Source organism: Dyella ginsengisoli LA-4 (assembly GCF_000334915.1).
GTDB lineage: Bacteria > Pseudomonadota > Gammaproteobacteria > Xanthomonadales > Rhodanobacteraceae > Dyella_A > Dyella_A ginsengisoli_A.
On sequence record NZ_AMSF01000037.1, the window covers coordinates 59,286 to 82,984 of the forward strand.

18 protein-coding genes and 1 tRNA gene are annotated in these 23,699 nt (G+C 63.7%); 8 read left to right on the forward strand and 11 right to left on the reverse strand.

Going from position 1 to position 23,699, the window contains the following annotated elements:
• Positions 1 to 61: 61 nt before the first annotated feature.
• The 7 genes from C693_RS0110780 to C693_RS0110805 all read left to right on the forward strand — a co-directional run bounded on the left by C693_RS0110780 (position 62) and on the right by C693_RS0110805 (position 12,662).
• Positions 62 to 2,794, forward strand: a complete 2,733-nt coding sequence (locus C693_RS0110780) for a DUF499 domain-containing protein (protein ID WP_017462287.1) — start codon at positions 62 to 64, stop codon at positions 2,792 to 2,794.
• Positions 2,794 to 3,783, forward strand: a complete 990-nt coding sequence (locus tag C693_RS0110785) for a hypothetical protein (RefSeq protein WP_017462288.1) — start codon at positions 2,794 to 2,796, stop codon at positions 3,781 to 3,783. The genes C693_RS0110780 and C693_RS0110785 overlap by 1 nt, the downstream gene beginning before the upstream one ends.
• A 12-nt stretch (positions 3,784 to 3,795) precedes the next feature.
• Entirely contained in the window at positions 3,796 to 7,008 is a 3,213-nt protein-coding gene (locus C693_RS0110790; RefSeq protein WP_017462289.1) for a hypothetical protein, read from the forward strand.
• On the forward strand, positions 7,005 to 7,502 hold the full coding sequence (locus C693_RS0110795) for a hypothetical protein (RefSeq protein ID WP_017462290.1): 498 nt from the start codon (positions 7,005 to 7,007) through the stop codon (positions 7,500 to 7,502). The genes C693_RS0110790 and C693_RS0110795 overlap by 4 nt, the downstream gene beginning before the upstream one ends.
• A 10-nt stretch (positions 7,503 to 7,512) precedes the next feature.
• Positions 7,513 to 10,287 (forward strand): DEAD/DEAH box helicase, encoded by a 2,775-nt coding sequence (locus tag C693_RS0110800; RefSeq protein WP_017462291.1) that lies wholly within the window; start codon positions 7,513 to 7,515, stop codon positions 10,285 to 10,287.
• 75 nt (positions 10,288 to 10,362) lie between these two features.
• On the forward strand, positions 10,363 to 10,794 hold the full coding sequence (locus C693_RS23690) for a hypothetical protein (RefSeq protein WP_157798595.1): 432 nt from the start codon (positions 10,363 to 10,365) through the stop codon (positions 10,792 to 10,794).
• Positions 10,795 to 10,829: 35 nt separating this feature from the next.
• Entirely contained in the window at positions 10,830 to 12,662 is a 1,833-nt protein-coding gene (locus C693_RS0110805) for a DUF262 domain-containing protein (RefSeq protein ID WP_017462292.1), read from the forward strand.
• 938 nt (positions 12,663 to 13,600) lie between these two features.
• Here the strand turns inward: C693_RS0110805 and C693_RS21545 are convergent.
• The 8 genes from C693_RS21545 to hisS form a co-directional block, all read right to left on the reverse strand.
• A complete protein-coding gene (locus C693_RS21545; RefSeq protein ID WP_043598625.1) occupies positions 13,601 to 13,813 on the reverse strand; it encodes a hypothetical protein in 213 nt (70 codons plus the stop codon).
• A 2-nt stretch (positions 13,814 to 13,815) separates the two neighbouring features.
• Positions 13,816 to 15,003, reverse strand: a complete 1,188-nt coding sequence (locus C693_RS21550; RefSeq protein ID WP_083868283.1) for an AAA family ATPase — start codon at positions 15,001 to 15,003, stop codon at positions 13,816 to 13,818.
• Positions 14,990 to 15,262 (reverse strand): helix-turn-helix transcriptional regulator, encoded by a 273-nt coding sequence (locus tag C693_RS21555; RefSeq protein WP_052329386.1) that lies wholly within the window; start codon positions 15,260 to 15,262, stop codon positions 14,990 to 14,992. Before C693_RS21555 ends, C693_RS21550 begins: the two co-directional genes overlap by 14 nt.
• Positions 15,263 to 15,378: 116 nt before the next feature.
• Positions 15,379 to 16,326, reverse strand: a complete 948-nt coding sequence (locus tag C693_RS23695) for a hypothetical protein (protein WP_157798597.1) — start codon at positions 16,324 to 16,326, stop codon at positions 15,379 to 15,381.
• Between the two features lie 80 nt (positions 16,327 to 16,406).
• Positions 16,407 to 17,657 (reverse strand): tyrosine-type recombinase/integrase, encoded by a 1,251-nt coding sequence (locus tag C693_RS0110830; RefSeq protein ID WP_017462297.1) that lies wholly within the window; start codon positions 17,655 to 17,657, stop codon positions 16,407 to 16,409.
• A gap of 161 nt (positions 17,658 to 17,818) precedes the next feature.
• Positions 17,819 to 18,211, reverse strand: coding sequence for a DUF6165 family protein (locus C693_RS0110835; protein ID WP_017462298.1), 393 nt, complete (start codon positions 18,209 to 18,211; stop codon positions 17,819 to 17,821).
• Positions 18,212 to 18,286: 75 nt separating this feature from the next.
• Entirely contained in the window at positions 18,287 to 20,191 is a 1,905-nt protein-coding gene (locus C693_RS0110840; protein ID WP_017462299.1) for an HAL/PAL/TAL family ammonia-lyase, read from the reverse strand.
• A 181-nt stretch (positions 20,192 to 20,372) separates the two neighbouring features.
• A complete protein-coding gene (gene hisS / locus C693_RS0110845; RefSeq protein ID WP_017462300.1) occupies positions 20,373 to 21,758 on the reverse strand; it encodes a histidine--tRNA ligase in 1,386 nt (461 codons plus the stop codon).
• A 151-nt stretch (positions 21,759 to 21,909) separates the two neighbouring features.
• Here hisS and C693_RS0110850 point away from each other — a divergent pair.
• Positions 21,910 to 21,986: transfer RNA gene (locus tag C693_RS0110850), tRNA-Pro, on the forward strand.
• Between the two features lie 45 nt (positions 21,987 to 22,031).
• Here C693_RS0110850 and C693_RS0110855 read toward each other — a convergent pair.
• The 3 genes from C693_RS0110855 to C693_RS0110865 form a co-directional block, all read right to left on the reverse strand.
• On the reverse strand, positions 22,032 to 22,304 hold the full coding sequence (locus C693_RS0110855; protein WP_017462301.1) for a DUF4242 domain-containing protein: 273 nt from the start codon (positions 22,302 to 22,304) through the stop codon (positions 22,032 to 22,034).
• A gap of 27 nt (positions 22,305 to 22,331) precedes the next feature.
• On the reverse strand, positions 22,332 to 22,751 hold the full coding sequence (locus C693_RS21560) for an SRPBCC family protein (protein WP_017462302.1): 420 nt from the start codon (positions 22,749 to 22,751) through the stop codon (positions 22,332 to 22,334).
• Between the two features lie 120 nt (positions 22,752 to 22,871).
• Positions 22,872 to 23,678 (reverse strand): ferritin-like domain-containing protein, encoded by an 807-nt coding sequence (locus tag C693_RS0110865; protein ID WP_017462303.1) that lies wholly within the window; start codon positions 23,676 to 23,678, stop codon positions 22,872 to 22,874.
• Positions 23,679 to 23,699 lie beyond the last annotated feature (21 nt).

Genomic DNA, 23,699 nt, shown 5'->3' on the forward strand with positions numbered 1-23,699 from the left:
GCTAACGGGTGTTTGGAAGCGCAAAAAAGATTGGTACATCGAACCAGGGGACCGACCGGAAATGCTTGGACTGACGCTACGAGAAGAATTCCGGGGCAAGCGCCTCAAGGGCACAGCCATCGAGCTGTCCAACGATCAGAAGACCGGCGCGACCCAGATTGCAGCCAAAGAGTTTCTGGAGATCACCTATCCGACGCACGACCTGCTGAAAGGCATCGAGGCCGTCGGCCCCAACCAGGGCCGCCCCGTGGTCGTGATCGGCGAACGCGGCCTCGGCAAGTCGCACTTGATGGCCGCGCTCTACCACGCGGTGACCGACCCGACCTCAACCCGCGCGTGGCTCCAAGCATGGGCAGCCACGCTCGCCGCCCCCAGCATCGGCAAGATCGCCCTACGTGACGGCATGCACGTCATCGGTGAAAGCTTGCACCGCCACCGCTATAAATTTCTGTGGGACGTGCTGTTCGAGAACCATCCGCACGGCACCTTCATCCAGGGCAAGTGGGACGGTCAGGGCGCGTCCAAGACCGAAATCCCGTCCGACAAGCTCATCATCGAGCTGCTGGAGAACAAGCCGACGATGCTGCTGCTGGACGAATTCCAGACGTGGTACGACGGTCTAACCAACACCAAGCAGTACCCGTGGAAGAACTGGGCATTCAACTTCATCCAGATTCTTTCGGAGATCGCCAAAGAGCGCCCCGATCTGCTGGTGTTGGTTATCTCGGTGCGCAACGGCGGCAGCGACGCCTACCAGCAGGTACATCGCGTCAACCCGATCGCCATCGACTTCAAGGCGGGTGGCAGTGCCGAGCGCATCCAGCAGGACCGCCGCCGGATGCTGCTGCACCGTCTGTTCGACAACCGCTTGCAGATCGCCGAAGGCACCATCGAATCGCTGGTCGCGCAGCACGTCGCAGAATCCTTCCGCCTGCTCGATGTGCCGTCCGCCGAACAGGAGCGCAAGAGCCGGGAGTTCACCGAATCGTGGCCCTATGCGCCGCACCTGCTGCGTCTGCTCGAAGAACAGGTGCTCATCGCCACCGATGCGCAGGAAACGCGCGACCTGATTCGCATCCTGGCCAACCTCTACAAGAGCCGTGGCGAGGCCGTGCCCGTGCTCACCGCTGCCGACTTCCGGCTTGACGACGACACCTCGGGCATCGGCGCACTGCTCGAAGCCGTCGCCAACCAGCACCACCGCACGCTGCGCGAAAAGGCGCAGCAGAACATCATCTCGGTGCAGGAAGCGCGGCACGACCACGCCAGCGTCGCGCCACACCTGCAAGAAATCATCGGTGCACTGTGGCTGCGCTCGATTGCCGTGGGCAACCTTGCCGGAGCCGATCCCGCCACGCTGCAGCTGGACATCACCCGTGGCAAGCCGGTGGACGACAACGCCTTCCAGGTCGAGCTGGCGACCATCGTCGAGAACAGCTTCAACATCCATCAGGAAGGCACCAAGCTGCTCTTCCGCGAGGAAGAGAACCCGCGCGCCAAGCTCATGGCCTACGCGCGCAACGACAAGCTATTCGCCGACGGCGCAGATCAGGCGCAGCTCGCCAAGCAAGTGCGCTATGTCATCGGCGGCAGCGACGAGGTCGCCAAGATCTTCCGCGTGATCGCCCTGCCCAAGTCGTGGGTCAACGATCCGTGGACGACGCTCGATGAAGCCGAGCAGCCCGACAAATGGGATGACCGCCTGCCCATCCTCGTGCTGCCCGAGGAAGCCGACAAGCTCGACGCCACGCTAGGCCGCTGGCTCAAAGACCAGTTGCAGAAGCGCCGCAACACCGTGCGCTTTCTGCTGCCGCGCGCGGGCAGTACCAACTCCTTCATGGATCGCGACCTCCTCGTCCTCGCCCGCGCCGAAATGAAGGCGCAGGAATGGGGCGGCCAGAACCCCGAATACAAGAAGCTGCACAAGGAATTCGAGAACACTCTGCGCGACAACCTCAAGAAACGCTTCGACCGCTTCGCCATCCTGCAACGCTGGAACTTCGCCGACCCCGCGCAGTGCAAATTCAGCGTCGAGCGTCTCGACAAGCAGGGCTCGCAGATCCCCGAAGCCATCGAAGAGGCGCTAAAAGGCGACCTGTTCGTGCCAGAGGACTTCGAGGATCTGGTGCTCGTATACGCCAGCAACAACGAATCAGTCGGCAAGTTGCTGCGCGAACTGCAAGAGCCGCGCCCGGCCGGGCAGGATTGCATCCCTTGGCTGGGCGAAACAGCGATGAAGGAACGCCTCCTGCACCTGTGCGCCAAGGGCAAGGTCGCCATCAACGTGCGCGGCATGGAGTACCTGCAGACGAACCCCGGCGAGGACGAGGACACCGCGTGGCGGCGTCTGCGTCCCAAGCTCTCGCTCACGGGTCGCCACCTCGACGACGTATTCGTGATGCTGCCCTCGGCAGTGCCCGCAACGGGTGGCTCTACGCCGCCCGCACCAGCACCGGGTGGTGTGCCATCAGGTGGTGGCGCGGCCCCTGCACCGGGTGTGTCCGAACCCATATCGGGCGGTTCGTCCACTCCCACACCAGCCCCCACGCCCGGCGGAGGCATCTTTGGCGGTGACGGCGCCGCCGCCAGGCCGCGCACGCCGCTGTCGAACCCGGCTACATCGCCGCTGAACCTGATCGGCAAGATCGAGGGTTGGGGCATCGGTCCGGCCACCAAGGTGGCGGAGGTGTCCATCAAGGTCTCTGCCGCCACCGGTGCGCAGCTCAAGGAACTACTCAAGAAGCTGCCCGAAGGCATGACCTTCGAGCTGAACCTTGAGAAGGAGGACGACTGATGGCACTGACCGCCAGCGCCTTGCAGGCACTGACCCAAGCCTCCGACGCCGATGCTTGGCGCGTCATCGTCGGCCACGCAGTCGAAATTGCCAGCAAACCGCTGGCCACAGGCAATGCGCCCAGCGAGGTCGTCAAGCGCGACCGCGAGATCGGCGCACTGGATCTGTTCCTCTCCTCCAGCGGCTGGGATTTGTGGCAAGCGTTCGGCGACAGCGTGGAGCGCACCTCGGATCGCTTGGTGCGCTGGTGGGTCGAGCCCTTCAGCGCCAAGGCAGTGTTGATCCTCGACGGCCTTTCCCTGCGCGAGCTGCCGTGGCTGTTGCAGGGCGCGAAGGAGCGCGGTTTCACCACGCACGAGGTCGCCGCCTGCGCCTCCGAACTGCCCGGCGAAACCGATGAATTTGCCCGCGCGCTTGGCTTCGCCAGCCGCAGCAAGCTCCAGAGCAACGGCGGCGGCTTCGCGCACAAGCTTCAAGGCGCCAACACCGAAACCGTCGACTTGCCGTGGAAGGACTGCCAAGCCCTGATCGGCAGCGCGCCGAATCAGATTTTCTGGCACCACTGGCCCGACGCCAAGCTGCACGACGGCTCCGGCGCAGGCCAGGGGCTGGAGCCGCTGACCAAGGACGTGGCGGAGCAGTTGTCCAGCGATGACTTCTGGGCTTTCGTGGAGCGCCTCGCCACCGGGCGGCGGCTGGTCATCACCTCCGATCACGGCTACGCGGCCACCGGCTACTTCCCCGATGCCGATGGCGAGGTTGGCCAGTTCCTCAAGCAGACGTTTGGAAGCTCGCGCAGCAAGACGGGAACCGCAGACACCGGCCCCTTCGTGCCGCCCGTGGCATTGCAGATCAACGGCCCTCACGGCGCGCACCTGCTGGCCCTGGGCCGCAGGAAGTGGCGCAGCCAGGGCGGCTACCCGACGCTCACGCATGGCGGCCTGTCACTGCTGGAAGTGCTGTCGCCCTTCGTCGAACTGACCAAGTAAGGATTGCGGCTGATGGCCACCAAAAAACAACTACTCCGACAAGAAGTTGCCAAAGCCGTTGGCGCAGGCAAGGCGGTCGCGCTTGAGACGGTCGACTTCAACGACCCCAACCGCCCCAAGACCTGCTTGGAGGTGGATTTCCCCATCCTGCCGGTCAATCAGGTGGCGGTGATCGAAGGCAACGCGGGCAAGCCCATCTACCAGATGTCCAAATGGTGGGCGCGGCGGCGTTCCAGCGTGTTCCGCTCCATGCTGATCGCGGCGGCCACCAAAGCACCGGAAGATTCCTCGCACGCGGCGAAACTGGTCTGGGAGAACTACTACGCTAATCACCAGAAGAAAGGCGCGTTCAAACACCTGAAGGTGGCGGACATTTTCATGGGCGGCGGCACCACGCTGGTGGAGGGTTCGCGCCTCGGCATGCAGATGATCGGCAACGACCTCAACCCGGTCGCATGGTTCGTGGTCAAGCAAGAACTGGCCAACGTCGATTTGGACGAGGTGAAGAAGCTCCTCGCCGACATCGAGGCGGAGGTCAAGCCGCAGATCATGCCGTATTACTACTGCGACGGCCCGCAGGGGGAGAAAGGCAAATGGATGCATTTACCCACGGGCAAGGTGATGCCCGCCGCCTTTGACCCGCTCACCATTCCGCGCGGCGAGCGCAAGGACTACCAGTACGAAGGCCCGGAGATCATCTATACCTTCTGGGCCAAGCACGGCCCCTGTCAGGTGACGGGCTGCGGCCACCGAACACCGATAATGACGAGCCCGGTGATGGCGGTGAAAACGCTGACCGTCAAGCATTGGGAACACATCTGCGGCAAATGCGGTGAGGCGTTCTCTGTGGAGGAAGAAGCCGCGCGCATGGCCCCCGATGCGCCGCTCGTAGTCGCCCCTACCGAAGCGCCGTACTCCGTGCTCGACCGCAAGAAGGGGGTGATCTGCCCACACTGCGGCCACGCCGCGCTAGTGAATCTCGGCAAGGGCAAGAATAAAAAGGTGGAACTGAGTCTGCTGGTGCATCCGCAATGGCTAGCGGGCGAAGCGAAGCAGGATGATACGGGCGCGCCCTACGGCGGTTCGGCGCAGGACGACGTGGCGGCGACCACGCGATGGGACGCTGCACGCGCTGCGAAGATTCGTCTGGTGGAAGTGCGCGGCGCGTTGCCGGATGAAGTGACCGATCCGGAAACGGGTGTCACCTTTGCGCCCGACAAAGGCACGGTGCCCAAGAAGTCGCACTACGCCTGCTCGGCTTGCGGCACGGTGCAGGATGTGCTTTCTACCATCAAGGCTACGGGCAAGACCGGGCCGATGGCTGCCTACTCGGTCCAGGGGTATGCACCCAAACGAGATGAAGCGGGCAAGCCCTACAACGGCCGCTTCTTCGCTGCATTCGATGTGGCGCACGCCCTGCAGTACGACGCCGCGTTCGCGGAATGGGAGACGCGCAAGGATGCCGATCTCAAGGACTACTGGCCTCGCTCTGAATTGGCCTATGGCTTCATGACACACCATCTGCAAGGTGGCGTTCCGAACCACGGTTTCACGCACTGGTGGACGATGTTCAATCCTCGCCAGTTGCTCGTTCACGCACAGCTTCTGAAAGCGATTGTCGAGGTTGGAGGCTATGAATGGAAAACACGCGAGTATGTGCTTGGTGCCTTCCAGCAATATCTTCGCAACCAGAGCCAATTCACTTTATGGAATGTGCAGGGCGACAAGCTGGAACCACAGTTTGCAAACAACAATTTTCATCCTAAGTCCACTGTTGTCGAAAACTGTGTGTTCCCCGCGCTTGGGCGCGGCAACTGGGCGGCCTGCGTCGAGGGCATCGTTGAGGGGCGCGAATGGGCTGTAGATCCTTGGGAAGCAGCGAGCCTCGAAACCCTAAAGCGTCAGGCTCCTACATTGGCAGAACAAATTGCTGGCAAGAGCGAAAAGGTCTATCCCGGTGATCCCGTCGGCGACGTTGGCGTGTTCCAAGGATCGTCCACCGATCTCGCGCATGTCTCCACATCCAGCCTCGATCTGGTCATCACCGATCCGCCCTTCGGTGGCCTGCTGCATTACTCGGAGCTGTCTGATTTTTTCTACGTCTGGCTGCGCCTCGCGCTGAAGGACAAGTACCCCGACTACTTCCGCGCCGATTACACACCCAAGTCGCTGGAAGCAGTGGCCAACCGCGCACGCGAACCAGAAGACCCAGATGGCTTCTACCAGCGCCTGCTCACGCAGTGCTGGCGCGAAGCGCATCGCGTACTCAAACCAAGCGGCATTCTGGCTTTCACCTTCCACCACAGTGAAGATGAGCCGTGGGTGGCTGTGCTGGAGTCGCTGTTCGACGCGGGCTACTACCTTGAAGCAACGTATCCCATCCGCTCCGACGAAACCAAGGGCGAAGGCGAGTTCGGTTCCAAGACCATCGAGTACGACATCATCCACGTCTGCCGCAAGCGCACCGAAGAACCCAAGCCGGTGAGTTGGGGCCGGATGCGCCGTGAGGTGATGGCCGACGTGCGCCAGTTGCAAGCCATGCTGGAAAACCACGCGAAGGAAGGTCTGCCTGCCGCGGACATTCAGGTCATCCGGCGCGGCAAGGCGCTGGAATATTTTTCGCGTCATTACGGTAAGGTCTATGTGGACGAAGGCCGAACTATCTCCGTGCGCGACGCGCTGGTCGGCATCAACCAGCTCATCGACGAGGATGCCGACAAGGGCAAGGAAGCGCCGCCAGTCAATGCCGAGCCGATCACGCGCCAGTTCCTGCGCACCTTCGGAGTAGCCGCCGAGCTGAAGCGCGACCAGTTGCAGAAGTTTCTGAAAGGCTCGATCACCACACCGGACGAATTCGTGCAGCGCGGATGGTGCGCGGAGAAGAACAAGGTGTTCACCCGCACCAATCCGCTGGAATTCGCACGCGAATGGCAAGGCAAGCACCGCCGTCGCTTGACGTCCGATCTGGATCAGGCGCTTGTACTGATCGGAGCGTGTTTCGACAACAGCGGCATCAATGCCTCGGACACGCTGAAGAACGAAAACTTCAAGCCGCACGTCGCGCTGAGACCGTTGCTGGAATGGCTGCATCGCAACGGCCCTGATCAGGCCACCCGCAACGCGGCATCGCGTGCGGTGTCCATCCACAACGCATGGCAGGCAAACCAGGCACCCCAGCCCGCGCAGACTTTGTTGTTTGAAGACGATGGGGAGTACGACCAATGAGGCAACTGCGCGACACGGTGTGGCAGCGGCGCGGCACCAGTTGGGTGTGGGACGAGGAAGCGCGCAACCAGATCTGCGCGGCCAACGAGGTGTTGAGCCTGCGCCAGTTTCTGCGTGCCAAAGGTCAATGGCCCGACGAATTGCCCAGCAATGACGGCAGAACGCTGGTGGTCGCCGGGCTGGATGGCAGCCTCGATCTGCTGACGCCACCCGATGCCGAAACGTGGTTGGCGGACAACATCAAGCCTGCCGTGCTCTCGTTTCAGGACGAATGGGGAAGCGATGGCGCGTTGGTGTTCTGGCTGCCTGGAGGCCACAACCGCATCAAGGCGAATGCAGCCACCGATGAGGTGAGCTGGCTGTGCCACACACCCCACGGGCATCAGATCGACCTCGGCCGAATCCTGTGGGGCCAAGCCAACGAATACCCGCAGGAAATTCTACTACGCGACAGCAGCAAGCCTGCCGGCCTGTTCCATCTGCGTATTACTTGAGGGTGGCTGCGTGACGGCAGAAATTCAGTTCCAACCCGGCGAGCGCATCACCCACCACGAGCACGGCCAAGGCATCGTCATCGACCCGGCGCGTGACGGGTATTTGCGCGCGTTCTTCGGCATCGGGGAACGCCGCGTGCCAGTGGCATCGCTGCGGCGCGAACTCACGCGCACCGAACGCATCCTGCACGCCGTGAATGGCGGCGCGGAGCGGTCGCGCAAGGCATGGCTGTCCTACGAGGCGCACGCCCTGCCGGTGATGGAAAGCGCCTCGGCGCTGACCTCAGCCAAGATCGACCTTTTGCCGCATCAGGTGGTGCTCACGCACCGCATCGCCACCGCCTCACCCCGGCGCTATCTGATTGCCGACGAGGTGGGCTTGGGCAAGACCATCGAAACCGCGCTGATCCTGCGCGAGCTGGCCAGCCGGGGCGAATTAACCCGCGCTCTGATGGTGGTGCCTGCGGGCCTGGTGAACAACTGGCATCGGGAATTGAACGAGGTGTTCAACCTCGACTTCGAGGTGTTCGGCTCCGAAGGCGACATCACCGACCGCAAGACCAATGCCTTCGCCAAACACGACCGTCTGATCGCCAGCATTGACACGCTGAAGCGCCCGGGCCGGATCAAGCGCCTCCTGAACGCGCCACGCTGGGATCTGGTGGTGTTCGACGAAGCGCATCATCTGACCGCATATCGCACCGGTGGGAAGGTGCGCAAGACCGAAAACTACAAGCTGGCCGAGGCGCTTAAGGATCATTCTCGCGACCTCGTGCTGCTGTCGGCCACGCCGCACCAGGGGAACCACTTCCAGTTCTGGATGCTGGCGCAACTGCTTAATCCGACGCTGTTCCGCAGCCCCGAGGAGATGTTGGAGGAGCGGCACCGGCTCAACACGGTGATGTTCCGCCGCACCAAGGCGGACGCCTGCCAGCCGGATGGCTCCCCGCTGTTTGCGCGGCGCTGGGTTCACACCGAATCTTTCGTGATGAACCAAGCCGAGCGGCTGTTTTACGAGAAGCTGCGCGAGTATCTGGAGGACGGCTTCGACCTCGCGCGCCGCCAAGGCAACCAAGGTCGTGCACTGGGCTTCCTGATGGCGATCTTCCAGAAGATCGCGGCGTCGAGCTTCGCCGCCGTCCGACGCACGCTCAAGCGCCGCCTGCTGATGCTGACGCTGCACGAAGCGTTTCTGCGCGACAGGGAACTGGACATCGAAGGCCGCGAGCGCCTGACTGAGGAGGCGCGCGAGCTGATCCACGAGGAGTTCGGCCTGTCGCGCGACAGCGTCGGGCGCAGCGAAGTGGATCGCGTGCTGGCTGATCTGAAGTACCAGCTGGTGAAGAAACTGGACGAGGAGGCGCTGGAAATGGCCTCCGATCCTTACGGAAGCGAGTATTCGGCCACACACGCGGAAGAAGCCGCGTCGGCGGTGGTGGACCTGCATCTGCCAGAGGAGCGCCTGCGCATCGGCGACCTGCTGCGCGTGTTCCCGGCAGAGCGTGAGACCAAGATGCAAAAGCTGCTCGACGGCTTGGGCACGCTGTGGCGGCAGAACGCCAACGAGAAGATCGTGATCTTCGCCACTTACCTCGGCACGGTGGACATGATCGCCCGCGAGATCGAGCAGACCTTCCCCGGCCAGGGCGTCGCCGTGCTGCGCGGCGGTGACCACGGCGCGAAGGTGGCTGCGGAACGGCGCTTCCGCCTGAAGGATGGCCCGCGCGTGCTGGTCTGCACGGCGGCCGGGCGCGAAGGTATCAACCTGCAGTTCGCGCGTGTCTTGTTCAATTTCGACCTGCCGTGGAATCCGATGGATATGGAGCAGCGCATCGGGCGCATCCATCGCTACGGCCAGAGCCACACCGCGCAGGTCTACAACCTCGTGCTGTCGGACACCATCGAAGGGCGCATCTTCCTGCTGCTCGACGAAAAGCTCACCGAGATCGCGCGCACCGTCGGCAAGGTGGATGACCAGGGCAATGTGGCCGAAGACCTGCGTGCGCAGATTCTGGGGCAGTTGTCGGAACGCTTGAACTACGACCGACTGTACCAGGAGGCGCTGTCCGACCCAGAGCTAAAACGCACGCAGGTGGAGCTGGAGGCGGCGCTGTCGAATTCACGCGAGGCGCGGCAGGTGGTGTTCGATCTGTTCCAAGACCTCGACGGTTTTACTCTCGACGACTACAAGCCCTTCTCAGATGTGTCCTCCAGCCTGGATCGACTGGTACGCTTTCTGTCGGCGGCGGTCGCGGAACGCCAACAGAAGCTGGTCAAGGTGGACGCTGCGACCTACGACCTCGTCGCAGCGGACGGCACGCGCCGCGCTTGCTTCACCCTGAGCCGCGATGCGGCGACGAATCAGGAATCACTGCAACTGCTGGGCTTGGATCACCCGTTGGTACAGGAGGAGCTGGGACGCTGGCGCAGTGTGCCGCCGGAGGAGGTCGGTATTGCCGTGTCCGGCGACGTGGACGAGCCGATACTGCTGTCGCTTTGGATGGTTCAAGCATCTGATGGCAAAGGCGAACGCCGCGTGGTCGTGCAGCCCATCGCCGTCAAAAAGGACGGCACCCGCATTCCGGCGGTCGAGCGCCTATACGAAAAATACCTGCAAGCACCGTCCGACACGCCGACCCTCCAACCAGAGCAGCGGATTGATCTGTTCGCCAGAATGGTTGAGCCGACCTTACAGCGTGAGCTGAAGCACAAGGGAGCCGCAAACGGTGACGGCAGCTACTCTGCGGAACTGATCGGATATATTGAAATTATTCCAAGTGGGTAGTTTTTCACTGGAAAGCACCACCCGCACGGCAACACCACGTAACTACGTGGCTTTCTTCTTCAAAGGGAAATCGTTATGGCTATCAAATCTAAAGAGTGGTTCTACAAAAAATGTTTGAATGAGATAAAGAACCATACACATAATTCTCATATGGCTTGGGTCGTGCTTGAAAAAGGAGTCGGCCAGTCCGACGGTACTCGTGGACATGTGACGCAAGCAGTGGGAGTGGCACAGCAGTTTTTGGAGGCTCACCCTCAGCATATTGATCGCATCAAGTCATCCGATCCCACAAAACCTTATGACGTGGCGCATGATGCCAAAATTAGAAAGGATCTGAAAAATTGGGTCGCAACCCAAAATGGCTCTTTCGGGCGTACCACCTTTGGTTATAACTACGACTCCTTTAAGAAAAACACGACTGCAACTTTGGGCGGAACGCGCACCGGTGGTGGTGGAGCGGACGACGAGTTCAAGAGAGTGCTCAGATTGATGGCGGAGTATCTGTGATGCGGGAATTTTGACAGAGCAAGCAGAGGAAGCACATGGCCCGCATCGAAAACCACAAATACAGTATCGAGGAAGCCTTCAGGGAGTGCTTCTACATCGTCCCGGACTACCAGCGCGAGTACGTCTGGACGGACAAAGAAGTGCATCAGCTGCTGGAGGACATCGGCGAGCAGATCGATGTGGGCACAACGCGCGAATACTTCATCGGTACCGTGCTGGTGTCGCCAACCGACCAGAAGAACCACTACGAGGTCATCGACGGCCAGCAACGTCTAACCACGTTCTTCCTGTTGCTGTGCGCGTTGCGGCGCCTCCTGCAACAAGAGCCGGAAGCCGAGCACCTCAAGCGACTGATTTCCGACAGCTACACCGGCAATACCGGGATCGTGACTCGTCTCAAGCTTGATCCTCGCTACGAAAGCGCGGCTGAGGTCATGGCTAAGGTGGTCGAGATCAATGGCGATCCCGTGGCCGTGCGCTCCGGCGTCCAGGCATCGGGAATCGCTAGCTTCGGATCGCTGGAAAACCTCATCAACGCCTACTCAACCTTGTATCGTTATCTGAAAGATAACTACGACGACGACGCCAAGCTCAAGAAGTATTGGTTCTATCTCGCTACAAACGTCGTGTTCATCCAGATCTCCACCGACGTGAGCAGCGCGCTGAAGATTTTCGAGACCATCAACGAGCGCGGCGTTGGCTTGAACCCGATGGACTTGCTCAAGAACCTGTTGTTCACGCAGGTCAAGCAAACGCAGTTCACCCAGCTCAAGGACGAGTGGAAAAAGATCACCAAGCCGCTGGAGAAGGAGAAGGAAAAGCCGCTGCGCTTCCTGCGCTATTTCTTGATGGCCAATTACACGATCAAGAACGAGCGCGGCGATGCGGTGGTGCGCGAGGACGAGATCTACGACTGGTTTATCGCCAAGGACAACGCGGCGCTATGCGACTACGAAGGCAAACCCTTCGAGTTCGTTCGCAAGGTGATCCGCAACGTCGAACACTACCTGGCCTTTGCCAACGGACTGGGCAATGACGGCAAGCCAAGTCTGGCGATGGACAGCCTCAAGCGGCTGGCAGGCGGCGCGTTCAGCTTGCACTACGTGTTGCTGCTGGCGGCGGCGAACTTTCCGAAGCCACTGTTCGACCACTTCGTGGCGCAGCTGGAGAGCTTCCTCTTCTACTACATCTTCACCAAGACACCGACCAAAGATCTGGAACGCAGCTTTTCCCAATGGGCCGACGAGCTGCGCACAATTTCCGAGGCCAGCGATCCGGTGAAGCAGAAGGTGCAGCTCAACACCTTCATTGCCGACCGCTTCGAGAAGAACATGGCAGGCAAGTCGCAGGAACTGGCCGACGCGCTCAAGCGCTTCACGCTGTATTCGATGCAACAGTACCGCACACGCTACTTGCTGGCGCGCCTGACCCAGCACGTCGAGATGGCATTCAGTGGGCTGAAGACCCCGGGCAGTCTGGAGCCCTTCACCAAGCTGGAAATCGAGCACATCCTGCCCGACAACCCGAAGGCGGAACTGCGTGCGAGGTGGGCTGCAGAGAATCCAAATGCGGCCTACGACGACTACAAGAATCGCCTCGGCAATCTCACCTTGCTCGAAAAGCCAATCAATATCGTTGCAGGCAATGATTTCTACGCAGCAAAGCAGGTCGAATACGGCAAGAGCGGCAACTACCTGACACGCAGCCTGCTGGCCCTGACCGACGTCGGGCAGAACACGTCCATCTCGCGGATCAACACCAAGTTAGCGGCTTTTCCAACATGGAATGCCGCGTCCATCGAGAAGCGTCACGCAATGCTCATTGCTCTTTCGCAGGAAGTCTGGAAGACGGCTGCCATCGACATCTGATCACGGCTTTGGCGAAGGGGATCGCTCTACCAGCAGCATCCCCGACCCATAGCCGCAGCATCCTCAGTTGCTCGGCGCTTCGTGGCATGCGGGGTAGGTGGCGACAACAGTTCCCGCAATTGCAGAGACCGAAAGACCTGTGGCGGACGTTTCCACGCACATTCAAGTCTCTTGCGAAAGGCGGCGCACCGTGCAGATTTTCGACCAAGGCAGGCATCGAACTGCGAAACCTAAAACATTTGCTTATTTGCATGCCTCGAGAGCACTACCAGTACCGTACTTTTTCATGAATCGGGCGAGCGGAAGCTCGGGCGAGCCCCAGAGCTGGGACAGCTCTGCAACCAGGGCAAGATAGACACTCCAGCGCATGTACCGGGGCCTGGGCGGGACAGCGAAGACCGGACCGTTGAATCTCAGCCGTCGACGAATCGCTCCTATCCGCTCGTACACGTGAGTCCCCCGGCTGGTGCGCTGACAGGGGTACACCGGTGGCGGATCGAAGGCCGCCCGGCTTTGGAAGCCCTCCACACCGGGAAAATGAAACAGGCTGGTGGCTCGCTTGCGTGCGCTGGGACAGAAAAACCACCAGCGCCTCCCACCGAACTGCGTGGGCGTGGCTACGAGCTCGATCCGCTGCAGGCCTGGCGGCCCGAAGATGCCCGGACAATCCGCCTCACGCACCTCGACCCAACCTACGTGTGACCTCAGCCTGACCTCAGCCCGGCAGAGGTTGACCGTGCGGCCATCCACGATGCCAGTCACCATGGCTTGAGCGCCTACGCATTCGAACAGTCCCAGCCGACGGAGCTCGCTGAGATCCAGCCTGAGGGCGTCCTCGAGGTGGGGGCGGCTGCCATAGTGACGCCGTGAAGAGGACGGCGCTGCTTCTCGATTGGTCATGCGACCTCGCTTCCTCATCCATTCGCCTTCAACCATTATCAGCGCGACTGTTGCGCTGACCTATCCAGATGCGACGGGCTGCGCTCATGGTGGGGAAGCATCGCAAGCAGCTCGGTCTTGTTCGCTCGAATAGCCTCCTTCAGCTCTGGTGGGAGCTGCTTGTTTCGGCTTTCCAAATGCAGGGTGTCTCCCGTTCGCGACAACACACCGCCAGCAGCCCAGACGAGAAGCAAGGTCTCGATAGCTTTCATGGTCAGAAATCCTCCCGATGAACGGCCTCGGCAATCTCTTCGGATGGCAGAGACTCGCGAAGACCGCCGAAGGGGACCACGTCCACAGGGTGAGTATCTTCGGCGGTCTTCGGTAACTGGCTTTCGGGGTTGTGTAGCAGAAGCCACTCCCAACCACCTTTCATGCCCCTCTTACGTGAGCCGACACCTGCTCGCTTCTTCTGTCGCTCGATCGTTCGCCACCCGATCCCAGCTTCAGCCGCTAATTGCCTGAGCTCCTCAACCGATAGCGGTCCTCCGGAGAGCGCGTCGCGCAGGAATGCCACCGCTTCGCCATCTCGCCCAGCCTGGGCATCGGCCTCCATCTCGGCCTCAGCTAAGAGGGCTCGGGCAGTCCCCTTCAGCTGAGGGCCCCATTCGACCCAAGACGCTTGAATCTTCGGATGGTCCGGCAACTCGCCATTTCGAAGGTGAAATTCGAAGCCATCACCGTCGGGACCGTTATTGGATTTGGCACGGACAAGGATTCGTCGCTCGGGCCGATCCTCGCTTGCCGGCTGACGCACCGCAACCATGACCAGGCGCGGCACCGCGCCAAACGCCAAGGACCCGGTCAGTCGCTCGAGCGGATCCCTGCCCTGCGTGCCTTTGGAGAAATGGGTAATACCCAGTACTGCGGCACCCATAGCCGAAGCCATGTCGACCAGCGGCTGAAGTCCCCGGCGAACGTCCGAGTTGTGGTTGCTGTCCTTCGCAACGGCTGAGACCACCGGGTCGATGATGATCAGTCGGACATCAGGTATTGACCGTATCGCCGCATGGAGTTCGGGGAGATCTCTCGCAGGATCGAACGAAAACCTTTCATCACCACGCCGCATACCCATCACGAATTTGATGCGCGTCATATCAGCCCCGGCGGCCAGCAGGCGAGGTACAAGCGTAGTGCTGTAATCGTCCTCGCCAGACCAGATCACGACGCTACCAGCCTTCACATGGGATCCGTCGGGCATTTGGCCACCGCGACTGACGGCGGCGGCTATGGTCATGGCAAGGGTCGTTTTGCCGGCCCCAGGCGCACCCGCGATCAACTGCAAACATCTGGTCGCCAGCCAATCATCCCAAACCCATTCGATGGGCTGAGGAGGGAGTTCGTGTGCGGGGGCCAGCTCTACCTCACGCGGCACTTCAGCGTTTCGGTTACTCCGTGTCATGATGCCCTACCGAATGCGCTTGCGGCATCGTTTGGGCGGCACTCTGCAGCGCATCACGAACCGCGCGCCGCTCAGCGATCCACGCGTCGATCTCGTCGCTGTGCCAGGCTCGTGCGGTGGAGGTCAGCGGCACGGACTTGGGAAAGTCCCCGCGCTTCATGGCGTCGTAGATGCTGGAGCGGCGAAGGCCGGTCCGACGGATGACTTCCGGCATCCTGAGAAGGGCAGGTGCAGAGGGAGTGTGGAGGTGATGAATCATGAGCGGCTCCAGACATGCGCGGAAGGCGCGGTACATGCCCGGAACCGTAGACAAGCCGCTCTGGAGACGCGAGCGGCAAAAAGTAAGCGCATTTTTTGTCGTCGCCGGAACGCCTCTCACCCCCCGTTGGACGGCCCGCTCGAGTCCGCACGGCGTGGCTTTTTGCGCCCTTGGTTGGCCAAAGGATTGGACGGAACAAACTCCGGAAACACCGGGCGATATGTCCTGTCTGCGTGCCGATCAAAGCGCTCCCACGCTCGACCGACCTTTTCACGTAACGCTTTGCGCCGACCTTCAGCGGCATGGCCTTTAAGCCAACGCTCGAGCGGCTCGAAACGGCCTCCTTCGAGGTCATGCCGCTGAGACCGGCGCCCCCACTCTTCCGGCAGGAGCTCCTCGACGACTGCACCGATCGCCCTGAAAAGAGCCAGCTCAGCATCGTCCGATGCCTGTTGCAGTTCACGCCTGAGGTGGTGTTGGACGCGCTTGGCCAACGCGAAGTATGCCGAGTCGCTGCGAGGCCGGACGTTGGGGCGTTTCAATCCGAAGTGCTTTGGGATGTCCTTCGGATGATCTATGCAGGCCTGCAACGACCTCGCCGCCTCCTGCGCCAGGCGCGGCGCCAGCGCATGACCCAAGCGGACCTGCCAGATGACTTCCCGCCAGAACATCTGCCGTGTCTGCACCGGATCGCCGTCCCCCGGATGAGGTAGCAATCGGGCCTGCGCGCGATCGAACATCAGGCGTGCAAGCGCCTCAGCAGCTCCCTCACCGGCAGGAACCACGGACGGAACCGTCTCACCAGTGGACCTCGCCGGCACCTCCGGCGAGCGGTCCACCAAGACCTCATGCTCGAGAACGGGGCCACTGCCCCCTTTACGAGGACGCCCTCGACCCACCTTCAAACCCAGATGAAACGCGACATTTCCCGGATCCGCCAGGCACGCCTCCAGCGCCTGCGCGACCGACTCCGCGAGCAATGGCGGGAGGGGACGGTCGGATCGCCAGAGCGCGATGGCCTGCTGCCATCCGTCGCGTGCTGAAAACTTTAAGGCTTCAAACACGGAAGGCCGCAGGGAGGATGGGGCCGTCGAAGACCGCTGAGCAGGCGCCTTTGAACGTGGCGGCGCCATCCCGCGTCGCGTCACAGCACGCTACGCGCCAAGGGCACGACGACGCCCGACCGCCGCAAGCTGTCCAGATGCGCGTTCCACTGCTCGAAGGCCGCGTTCAACTGCTCCTGGTGCACGATGTCATACACCCCCGGCAGGCCCGGCAGGCGGTGGTTGAGGGCACGCTCACAGACTTCGGCCGGGATCCCCAGCCGGCGCATGCCGCTGCGGACCGTGCTGCGCAGGTCGTGGAAGGAGATGCCCGGGAACGGCGCCAACGTCGCGACGTAGGCCTTCAGGCGCGCCAGGGCGCGCTCGTGGTCCATGCCGCGCTCGTCCTCCAGCGCGCCCGACAGGGCCGGGAAGACCCACCGGGAGGCCTCCGATAGCGCCCGCAGCCGATCGAACACCCGCTTCACGGCCGGCGTCAGCGGGATGGCGAAGTACGGCTCGCTCATGCCCTTGCGCGTCTTGATCTTGGCCCGGGGAATGCGCCACTCCCCCGCCGCCTCGTGCAGGTCCGCCCACTCGGCGGTCAGTGCTTCGCCGATCCGCACGCCGGTGCGCAACAGGAGCTCGGCCAGCAGCGCGTCGCGCGGCGGCAGACGCTCCAGGTGGGACAGGAAGGTGCGCATCTGCGCGTCGATGAGGGCCACCCGCTGACGCACCGCCGGCCGGGGCGCCACGCTCTCCATCACGACGGCACTGAACGGGTTGCGCAGGATCAGGCGCTTGAGCACCGCGTGCTTGAACAGCGCGATGCCGGCCTTGCGGGCGTTGACGCCGGCCCAGTAGCTGCGCCGGGCTGCACGGTCGATGACGGTGTAGGCGTCCTCCGGGGTCACCTCCTGCACGGCCTGCGCGCGCAGCAACGGCAACACGTCGGTCCGCAGGTAGTTCAGGAGCCCGAAAGCGGTACTAGGAGCCAGCTTGGGCACGACGCGCTTTTCGAAGTCGCGGAACAGCTGATCGACCGACCAGGCGAGGGCCTCGGCCTGCTTGCGCCGCCGCTTGGCCAGCGCCACGTCCACGCCCTCGGCGACCTGGACGCGGGCCTTGGCTGCCGCGGTGCGCGCGTCGGCGAGGGAGAGGTCGGGGTAGCGGCCCAGGGTCAGCTCACGACGACGGCCGCCGTAGCGGTAGCGCAAGACCCAACTGGCGACGCCGCCTGCCGAGACGGTGAAGGTCAGGCCCTCCCCGTCCGACTGGGCGGCCGGCTGGCCGGCGGTCACCAGCCGGCGCAGGGTGGCATCGGTCAAACGGCGGGAAGCACGCGTGGGCATGGCGATCACCCGGGCTGGGTAGCTAGGCGCTCAAGCTACCCACCCAGCTACCCAAAATCAAGCGTCGCTCCGCGTCCGCCCGTGTCCGAGGCTGTCCGGCACATCAATTAGAACAGTCACTTAGAGGACTTTTCTAGACAGGGCCGGACCCCGCCGCCCCCTCAGCGGTAGTCCTGGTAGGACTTCTCTTCCACCAGCTGCGAGCCGAGCTTGAGGTTGATTTCGCGCTTCACCGCGGCGCGCTCGTCGTTGCGGAAGTAGACCGAACGGGCCAGCTCGATGAACTCGGCGTCGAAGGCCTGGGCCTTTTCCTTCAGGCGGATGTGGTCCTCGATGTCCCACAGCGCCTGGTTCACCGCCAGCAGGCGGGCGCGCTCGTCGGCGATGTCGGTCTGCGAGGCCGGATGGGCGGCCCAGGTGGCGTTGAGCAGGTCCAGCTCGGTGCGCACGTTGGCCAGCTTGGCCGGGTCACTGATCTGCTGCGACTTGATCTCCAGGATGGTGATCTTGTCGATCAGTTCGCCGTAGGAGACGGGGGTCTGGATCTGGCTCATCGAAAACTCCGGAGTCGTGCGGTGCACCGGCCGGCGCACCGGGAAAATCGGCGGATCGGGTCGTCCGTGGACGTGTCAGGCGGCGCCGTCCAGCACTGCCCCCTGCGCAATCAGCTCGCACACGGCACGCACGTCGCCATCCATCGCACGGTCACGGTGCATGAAGGCGATCCGCCCGCGCAGGCGCTCGTATGCACGGCGGACGGCGTTGCCGGCATGGTAGTCGCCGACCTCGGCCAGTGCGCTGGTGAGGGCCTGCACCTCGGCGACGAACTGCGCGTAGTGCGGGCTATCCTCGCGCGGTGCGTTGGTGACCTTGGCGGCCAGCGCGCGCCAGTCCCCGCGTGCGGCCAGGCGGCGCGCGGCGTTGAGCATTTCCTGGCGGTAGTCCAGCGCCTGCGCGGCGGTGTACAGCTCCAGCGCCAGCACGTGGCCGAGGTCCTCGCACATCTCCAGCACGTGGCGCGCCTCGTTGGCGCCCATCGACACGTGATCTTCGGCGTTGGCACTGGTCGGCACCGAGTACACGCTGGCCGGATGGGCCCGCGTAGCCAGGTCGTTGACCAGCGCCGCGGCGGTGTACTGCACGATCATGAAACCGGAATCGGTGGCGTCCTCGTTGCCGGTGAGGAAGGCCGGCAGGCCGTCGTTGGTGGCCGGGTCGACCAGCTTGTTGAGCCGCCGCTCGGAGATCGATGCCAGCACCGGGATCGCCGCCTTCACGTAGCTCATCGCCAGCGCCAGCGGCATGCCGTGGAAGTGGCCGGCGGAGATCACCTGTTCCTCGATGAACTGCGCCTCGTCGTTGTCCGGGAAGATCAGCGGATTGTCGGTGACCGCGTTCAGCTCGATGTCGAACACGCGGCAGGCCTGGGCCCAGGCGTCGCGCACCGCGCCATGCACCTGCGGCATGCAGCGCAGGCAGTAGGCATCCTGCGGCTGGTGCTTCTTGCCGCCCTTGAACGGCAGGAAGCGGCTGTAGAACGCCTCGCGGCCGTGGCGCTGGTTGGCCGGCACCCATTCCCAGCCGATGTCGAAGCTGAGCGCCTGGTCTTCCGGCGTGCTCCATGCATCGGACGTCCACTGCCGGAAGCGCGGCACCAGGTGGTAGGGAATGTCGACCAGGGTCGAGCCCTCCAGCAGCTCGCGCACGCGGGCGGCGGTTTCCACCTGGCCCGGATGCGGACGCAGCGCGTGGACTTCCTCGCGCAACGCGCCGCTGCGGCCGGCGAAGGCGTCCAGCGTCATCGCGGCGGCGAGGTCGGCGGTGTCGAGCAGCCGCTCCAGCGTGTCCAGCGCCAGCGCGCCGGTGGCCAGCATCTGCGCGGTGCCGTTGTTCAGCGCCAGCCCTTCCTTGAACGACAGCCGGATCGGTTCCAGCCCGGCGCGCTTCAGCGCTTCGGCGCCCGGCATGCGCTCGCCACGATAGAACGCCTCACCGCCGCCGAGCAGCACGATCGCCAGGTGCGACAACGGCGCCAGGTCGCCACTGGCGCCGACCGAGCCCTTCTCCGGCACCACCGGCACGATACCGGCGTTGAGCATGGCGGTGAGTGCTTCCAGCGTGGACACGCGGATGCCGGAATGGCCGCGCATCAGGGTGTTGATGCGGATCACCAGCATCGCCCGCACCACGTCCTCGGCGAACGGCTTACCGACGCACACCGCGTGGGTGATGATCAGGTTGTGCTGCAGTTCGTCCAGCAGCGTGCCTTCCGGCTGGTGCGGATTGCCGCCGGGCAGTTCGTCGCGCAGGCGATGGGCGCCCAGCAGCTTGTCGGCGTTGGAGCCGAAGCCGGTAGTGACGCCGTAGGTCGGCTCGCCGCAGCTCACCTTCTCGGCGAGGAAATCCGCCGCGCGCTGCACCCGGGCCAGCTGGGCCGGATCCAGCCGGACCGATGCACCACCGCGCGCCGCGGCCACCAGCTGCTTGCGGGTCAGGCTGGAGCCGTCCAGCGTGATGAAATCCTGCGAAGTCACTCGTTTCTCCCTGGGATCGACACGCGCCGAGGGCGCGGGGTCGTCGGATGGTGGGGCGCGACATGCGCCGACACCGGATGTGAAAAGCCGCCGCGCGAACCGCCTGGGGCGGCCGCAACGACGGCGCATGCTCGGGGCTGCGACGGTGACGGGCAAGCTGCGCCGCGCCATCGCAGGAACATCAGCCCATGACGGCCGCCTGTTCCAGTTCCACCCGCAGCGTCTTGATCAGCTCGCTGCGCGCCACCTCGAACTGGTCCTCGCGGCGCAGGTCCTTCACCGTCACCACGCCCTTGGCCAGTTCGTCCTCGCCCAGCACCACCACGAAGCGGATGCCGGCGCGGTCGGCGTACTTGAACTGCTTGCCGAGCTTGCCGGCCTCCAGCACCACCTCGGTGGCGATGCCGGCACTGCGCAGCTCGCTGGCCAGCGCCAGATAGGCCGGCAGCTGAGCCTCGTCCATCTGGGTCACCAGCACATCGACCGTGCTCTGCGCGGTGTTGACCAGGCCGGCGTCGCGCAGCTGCCAGTACAGGCGGGTCAGGCCGATCGAGATGCCCACGCCCGGCAGGTGCGACTTGGTGTACTGGCCGGCCAGGTTCTCGTAGCGGCCGCCGGAGCAGATCGAGCCGATCTGCGGATGGTCGTTGAGCGTGGTCTCGTAGACGGTGCCGGTGTAGTAGTCCAGGCCGCGCGCGATCGACAGGTTCAACGCGTAGTGCGTCTCCGGCACGCCGAAGGCGTGGATCAGACCCAGCACCTCCTTCAGCTCCGCACGCCCCTGCTCCATCGCCTCGGGGCCGGCGCCCAGCGCGTCGAGCTTGTCGTAGGCGTCCTGCAGCGAGGTGGAGCGCACCTGCACGAAATCGAGGATCTGCTGCGCGACCTCGGCACTCAGGCCGAAGGTCTCGCCGGTCAGCGTGTCGCGCACGTAGTCGGCGCCGCGCTTGTCCAGCTTGTCCACCTCGCGCAGCACCAGCATCTGCTGCTCGGCATCGGCGATGCCCAGCTTCTCGAAGAAGCCGCGCATCAGCTTGCGGTTGTTGAGCTGGATGGTGAACGGGCCGATGTCCAGCTCGCGGAACACGCTGTAAATCACCGCCGGCAGCTCGGCGTCGTAGCGGATCGACAGGCTGTCCTTGCCGATCACGTCGATGTCGCACTGGTAGAACTCGCGGAAACGGCCGCGCTGGGCGCGTTCGCCGCGGTACACGCGCTGCATCTGGTAGCGGCGGAACGGGAAGCTCAGCTCGCGCTCGTGCTCGGCCACGTAGCGGGCCAGCGGCACGGTGAGGTCGAAGCGCAGCGCCAGCTCGGGCACGCCGTCGGAGTCCTTCTCGGCATTCAGCGCGCCGGTGGACTGCACGAAGTACACCTGGCGCTCGGTCTCGCCGCCGGTCTTGGTCAGCAGCACGTCGGAGTACTCGATCACCGGCGTTTCCACCGGCAGGAAGCCGAAGCGCTCGTAGTTGCGGCGGATCGTGTCGAGCATGCGCTGGAACGCGATCTGGTCGAGCGGCAACAGCTCGAGCACGCCGGGCATGGTGCGGGCCGGGGTAAGCGCCATGGAATCCTCTGCTTGACGGGGTGGAACGCCGCGAAACGGCAGCCCTTAAGATTAGCAGATGGCAGTCCATGCCCGACCGCCCGGGGAGCATCGAAATGTCGCGCCCCCTGTTGCCAAGGTCGGGGACGGTCGCTAGAATGCGCGGCTCCCACGGGGTGTAGCTCAGCCTGGTAGAGCGCTACGTTCGGGACGTAGAAGTCGCAGGTTCGAATCCTGTCTCCCCGACCAAAATTCGACGAAAAAGCCGGCCCCGCGCCGGCTTTTTTGTGGCCGTCATTCCGCCGTGGTCGGATCGATGATGGCGTGGACCGGGGTCACCTTGTTGGCGGGAAAGCCGCCCCGGCTGGCGTGCTCGCGCACGGTGGCTTCGTCCGGGGCGATGTAGACGCAATACACCTTGTCGTCGGTGACATAGCTGTGCACCCACTGGATGCGCGGCCCCATCGCGTCGAGCACGCCGCAGGAGGTCTGCGAAATGCCTTTCAGCTGCTCCGGCGTGAGCGCGCCGGCACCAGGAATGTCGCGTTCGATCAGGAATTTCGGCATGGCGATGTCTCCTCGGTGATGGCAGGCCTACACGGCATGCAACCGTCGCAACCCGTCGAAACCCATGCGGTAGATCGCGGCGACGGCGTCGCGGGCCTGCTCCTCGCCGGCCCCGTACGGATCGAAGGTGGCGGACCAGCTGACGCGGCAGCGATCGCCGTCGATCGCGTCCACCCGCACCGTACTGACATAGTCGGCCACCGGCAGCGGGGAATCGACGATGGTGTAGCGCAGCGCGCGGTCCTGCGGGCAGGCCAGCACCAGGCGTTCATGCACCAGGCCTCCTCCACGCAGGTGGAGCAGACGCTCCACGCTGCCCCCGTTGCGCTGCAGTTCGCAACGCTCGACCAGATCGAGGTAACGATCGGCAGCGCCGAAATCGCCCAGCGTCTTCCAGACGACGTCCGCGGGCACGTTCAGTTCGGCAGCTTCGGACACACTCAGCATGGCAGCTCCTCCGGCAGGGATCGGCTGTCGCGGCGGAATCGCGATCCGGCGATTCCGGCAGCGACCCGACCGACCCTACCCGCCTGCCGTCTCCGGAGAAAGGTGCAGCGCAGCGCCCGTTCAGGCGTTCGCCAGTTCCAGCAGGCGATCCATTTCCCCGGCATCGAAGCCGGCGCGCAGTCGCGCCTCGTGGTTGAACGGCCCGCGCAGGCCGGGACCCATGTACTGCTGCAGCAGCGCGATGAATGTGTCGCGTGGCTCCAGCCCGTCGCGTGCGCAGCACCACCGGAACCAGCGCGTACCGGCGGCCACATGGGCCACTTCCTCGCGCAGGATCACTTCGAGGATCGCGATGGTCCGCGTGTCTCCGACGGTGGTCAGCCGCTCGATGATGCCTGGCGTCACGTCCAGTCCCCGCGCCTCCAGCACCCGCGGCACCAGCGCCATGCGGGCGATATCGTGATGGGCGGTCTTCTCGGCCATCTCCCACAGGCCGTTGTGCGCGTCGAAGTCGCCATAGGCATGGTCGAGCTTGGCCAGCCGTTCGGTCAGCAGGGCGAAGTGCCGTGCCTCGTCGTGCGCGCAACTGGCCCAGTCGCGGTAGTACTCGTCCGGCATGCCGCGGAAACGGTAGACCGCGTCCCAGGCCAGGTTGATCGCATTGAATTCGATATGCGCCACCGCGTGGACCAGCGCGGCGCGGCCGGCCGGCGTCCCCAGGCCACGCTGCGGCACCTGGCGGGCCGGCACCAGTCGGGGACGCAGCGGACGGCCCGGCGCACCGATCGGCCCCGGTGGCGGCGAGCCCGCATCCGGCCCGAGCTCCCCGGCCAGAAGGGCCTGCCAGGTTTCATGGGTGAGGCGCAGCTTCTCGACCGGGTCGGCGGCGTCCAGGCAGGTCTTGGCGGCGGCGTGCAGATCGTTCATCGTGGCAAGTCTAGATCGTCG